The sequence below is a fragment of the Streptomyces europaeiscabiei genome (assembly GCF_001550375.1).
In the GTDB taxonomy this organism is placed as follows: domain Bacteria; phylum Actinomycetota; class Actinomycetes; order Streptomycetales; family Streptomycetaceae; genus Streptomyces; species Streptomyces europaeiscabiei.
Window position 1 is genome coordinate 1 of record NZ_LRTR01000555.1, and the last position, 4,046, is coordinate 4,046.

Annotated in this window: 6 protein-coding genes; 4 read left to right on the forward strand and 2 right to left on the reverse strand. The window is 69.7% G+C overall.

Annotated features, from left to right (window positions below; genetic code table 11):
- From AWZ10_RS27215 to AWZ10_RS27230, 4 genes are all read left to right on the forward strand, one after another.
- A partial coding sequence (locus AWZ10_RS27215) for an SDR family NAD(P)-dependent oxidoreductase (protein ID WP_060892291.1) occupies window positions 1–687 on the forward strand: 687 nt, incomplete at its 5' end.
- Complete coding sequence (locus AWZ10_RS27220) at window positions 684–1,754, forward strand: threonine aldolase family protein (protein WP_046703942.1); 1,071 nt, start codon at window positions 684–686, stop codon at window positions 1,752–1,754. The genes AWZ10_RS27215 and AWZ10_RS27220, both read left to right, overlap by 4 nt.
- 96 nt (window positions 1,755–1,850) lie before the next feature.
- On the forward strand, window positions 1,851–2,444 hold the full coding sequence (locus AWZ10_RS27225; protein ID WP_060892292.1) for a transglutaminase domain-containing protein: 594 nt from the start codon (window positions 1,851–1,853) through the stop codon (window positions 2,442–2,444).
- A 95-nt stretch (window positions 2,445–2,539) separates the two neighbouring features.
- Window positions 2,540–2,893, forward strand: a complete 354-nt coding sequence (locus AWZ10_RS27230; protein WP_060892293.1) for a hypothetical protein — start codon at window positions 2,540–2,542, stop codon at window positions 2,891–2,893.
- A gap of 47 nt (window positions 2,894–2,940) precedes the next feature.
- Here AWZ10_RS27230 and AWZ10_RS27235 read toward each other — a convergent pair whose 3' ends face one another.
- Window positions 2,941–3,669: a lysophospholipid acyltransferase family protein gene (locus AWZ10_RS27235; RefSeq protein ID WP_046703945.1), complete on the reverse strand. Its 729-nt coding sequence runs from the start codon at window positions 3,667–3,669 to the stop codon at window positions 2,941–2,943.
- Between the two features lie 186 nt (window positions 3,670–3,855).
- Window positions 3,856–4,046, reverse strand: a 191-nt coding sequence (locus tag AWZ10_RS27240) for a DUF4395 family protein (protein ID WP_159058349.1), incomplete at its 5' end; no start/stop codon positions are given.

A 4,046-nucleotide genomic window follows, 5' to 3' on the forward strand; every position in this document is an offset into this window, starting at 1 on the left:
GGCCGGGCGGCCCTGCTGCGGCTGGCCGAAGCGGGCGCGATCGTCGTCGGCTCCGACAACGACCCCGAGCGGCTCTCCGAGGCCGTCGACGCGGCCCGCTACGCGCACGGCGGCGCCACCGTCGTCGGCGACACGGTCGATCTCCTCGACCTCCAGTCGACCCGTGACTGGGCCACCCGCATCGAGAAGGACTTCGGGCGGGTCGACGGACTCGTCCACCTCGTCGGCGGCTGGCGCGGCAGCGAGACCTTCACCAGGACCAGCCTCGACGACTGGGACTTCCTGGAGATGCTGCTCATCCGCACCGTGCAGCACACCTCCCTCGCCTTCCACGAGGCCCTGCAGCGCAGCGAGCGCGGCCGGTACGTCCTCATCAGCGCGGCCGGCGCGAGCAAGCCCACGGCGGGCAACGCGGCCTATGCCGCCGCCAAGGCCGCCGCCGAGGCGTGGACACTGGCCACGGCCGACTACTTCCGCAAGGCGGGCGGGCCGGACGGGCCGACCTCCGCGGCTGCCATCCTGGTCGTGAAGGCGTTGGTGCACGACGCGATGCGCGCCGACCGACCCAACGCGAAGTTCGCGGGCTTCACCGACGTCAAGGAGCTGGCCGAGGCCATCGCCGGTGTCTGGGACAAGTCCGCCGCCGAAGTGAACGGGAACCGTCTGTGGCTGACCGACAAGCCGTGAACCCTCCGAGGACCGACGCCCGACGCCGTCACGACCCGGAGGTCCGTGGCTTCGCCAGCGACAACTACGCGGGGGTCCACCCCGAGGTGCTCGCCGCCCTGGCCCTGGCCAACGGCGGGCACCAGGTCGCGTACGGCGAGGACGAGTACACCGAGAACCTCCAGCGGATCGTCCGCGGCCACTTCGGCGCCACCGCCGAGGCGTTCCCGGTCTTCAACGGCACCGGCGCCAACGTCGTCGCGCTCCAGGCCGTCACCGACCGCTGGGGCGCGGTGATCTGCGCCGAGAGCGCGCACATCCACGTCGACGAGTGCGGGGCTCCCGAACGGGTCGGCGGGCTGAAGCTGCTCACCGTGCCCACACCCGACGGCAAGCTCACCCCCGAGCTGATCGACCGCCAGGCGTACGGCTGGGACGACGAGCACCGCGCGATGCCGCAGGTCGTCTCGATCACCCAGAGCACCGAACTCGGCACCCTCTACACGCCCGAGGAGATCCGCGCGATCTGCGAGCACGCCCACGCGCACGGCATGAAGGTGCACCTGGACGGCTCCCGGATAGCCAACGCCGCCGCCTCCCTGAACGTCCCGATGCGTACGTTCACCAACGCGGCCGGCGTCGACCTGCTCTCCCTGGGCGGCACCAAGAACGGGGCGATGTTCGGTGAGGCGGTCGTCGTCATCAACCAGGACGCCGTCCGCCACATGAAGCACCTGCGCAAGCTGTCCATGCAGCTCGCCTCCAAGATGCGCTTCGTGTCGGCGCAGTTGGAGGCCCTGCTGGCGAAGGACCTGTGGCTGCGCAACGCCCGCCACTCCAACGAGATGGCGCAGCGGCTCGCCGAGGGCGTCCGCGCGGTCCACGGGGTGGAGATCCTCCACCCCGTGCAGGCCAACGCCGTCTTCGCCCGCCTCCCGCACGACGTGAGCGAACGCCTCCAGAAGCGCTATCGCTTCTACTTCTGGGACGAGACGGCCGGCGACGTCCGCTGGATGTGCTCCTTCGACACGACGGAGGAGGACGTGGACGGATTCGTGGCCGCGCTCAAGGAGGAGATGGCGCGCTGACCCTGACCCGTACCGGACTCCGAGAGTCTGCATGGATATACGATCACCAGGAAATATATTGACTCCCGGGTGATCGTATTCCTATGCTCTGCGGGCATGGAGCTCATCCAGCAAACCCCCGACCTGTCCGCATATCTGGCCGCCGACGAGGTCATCGACCATGACCACCCCCAGGTGCGGCAGGCGGCCGCGCGGCTCGCCAAGGATGCGACCGACTCGTATGACTATGCGCGGGCGGCGTACGAGTTCGTGCGTGACACCATTCCCCACTCCGCCGACTCGGGTGATCCGCGCGTCACCTGGCGCGCCTCCGACGTCCTGGAGCAGGGGACCGGCATCTGCTATGCCAAGGCCCACGCCCTGGCCGCGCTGCTGCGCGCCGAGGACATCCCCACCGCGCTCTGCTATCAGCGGCTGGCGCACGACGACGGCGGCGGACACGTCGTCCACGGTCTGGTCGCGGTGCGCTTCAACGGGCATTGGCACCGCCAGGATCCCCGCGGCAACAAGCCGGGTGTGGATGCCCGGTTCTCGCTGGACGGTGAGCGGCTGGCCTGGGTGCCCGACCCCGACTCCGGCGAGCTGGACTACCCGGTTCTCCACGCCGCGCCGCATCCGGCGGTACTCGACGCGCTCAGGGCCGCCCCCGACGGGCCGCACCTCTGGCGAACGCTCCCCACGGAACTCTGAGACCGTTGCGGGCGCCGGTTCCTGTGACGCTCCTGTTGCCGGAGGTGTGGCTTCCGCCCTACGCCGTCGCCAGGTCGAAGTGATCGACTCGGTGGATGCGTGAGACCGGGCGGATCCAGCGGTTCCTGGAGAGGTCGAAGCGGCATCGGCGCGCGGACGTGGGCGTGGCCGTGGTGATGGTCGCCGTGGACCTCGTCGTCCTCGGCTGGGTCCTGATGCTCGGCACGGAGGGTGTCTTCACCGAGGACTGGCTGCCGTACCCGGGAATGATGGCCCCGGACGGCGCGAGCTACCAGCACGACTCCGTCGTGTTCCTCTACCGGCTGGCGGCCGGCACCGTCGGCCTCGCCCTCGTCTGCCGGCTGTGGCTGACCGCCGCGGCGCAACTGGTCGTGCTCAACTTCGGGGCGGGCTTCATCGGTTCCCTGTCCACCTACTGGAACCCATGAGGCGTCGGCGCACGAAGGATCCGTGAAGCCCGCGCCGGTCGAGCGGGTCAGCGTGCCTCGGCCTCGCGGACCTGCTCCGGGGTCGGGGCCGTGCCGCCGAGATGGGCGGGCATCCACCAGGTGTCGTCCGGCCCCTTGGGGCGGACGGGGTAGGCGCGCTGGGCGGCCTCCAGCAACTCCTGGACGCGCTCGCGGAGCTGGCGGGTGAGGGCGCCCGCGTACTTGTCCTTGGAGGCCTCTATCGCCTCGCCGACCCGGATGGTGATCGGGATGTGGCTGCGCGTGAAGTTGCGGGGGTGTCCCTTGGTCCACAGTCGCTGCGTGCCCCACACGGCCATCGGGATCAGCGGGACCCCCGCCTCCTGGGCCATCCGGGCGGCACCCGACTTGAAGCTCTTCAGGGTGAACGACTGCGAGATGGTGGCCTCGGGGAAGACGCCGATGATCTCGCCGGAACGCAGCGAGTCCAGCGCGTGCGCGTAGGCCGCCTCGCCCTGCTTGCGGTCCACCGGGATGTGCCGCATGTTGCGCATCAGCGGACCGGAGACCTTGTGCCGGAACACCGACTCCTTGGCCATGAAACGCACCAGACGCTTCTGCGGCAGTGCCGCCAGGCCGTCGAAGATGAAGTCCAGATAGCCGATGTGATTGCTCACCAGCACGGCGCCGCCCGAGCGCGGGATGTTCTCCGACCCCTTGCAGTCGATCTTCAGGTCCCATGCCTTGAACAGGGTGTGGGCGAGACCGATCGCGGGGCGGTAGACGAGCTCTGCCATGGGCGGAGTGGACCCTTCTCTCTGCCTGGGAAGGGGTCTCCCGGCGGGAAGTTACGCAGCCGTAGGTTTACGGCATCTCGCAGATCGTGCCCCAAGAACGCACGAGTAGCCAGTCTTGGCGTCGGCCGAGGGCGAGATTCTTGTCACGTCGGACACACGAGCGACCACCGGAAGTTCAGCCGCCCTCTACTCCGTACGTACGGTGACCCGTCGGACGAGCAGGTACATCTCGCACCCCAGGCAATACCCGAACACCGCGTTCAGGAAGGCCGCCGCCAGCGCCGCGCCGGTCGCCGCCAGCCCCAGCCACTCGGGCCCCACCGTGAAACCGACCAGGCCCACCGCGGCGAAGACCAGCCCGACCGCCTGCGCGAACC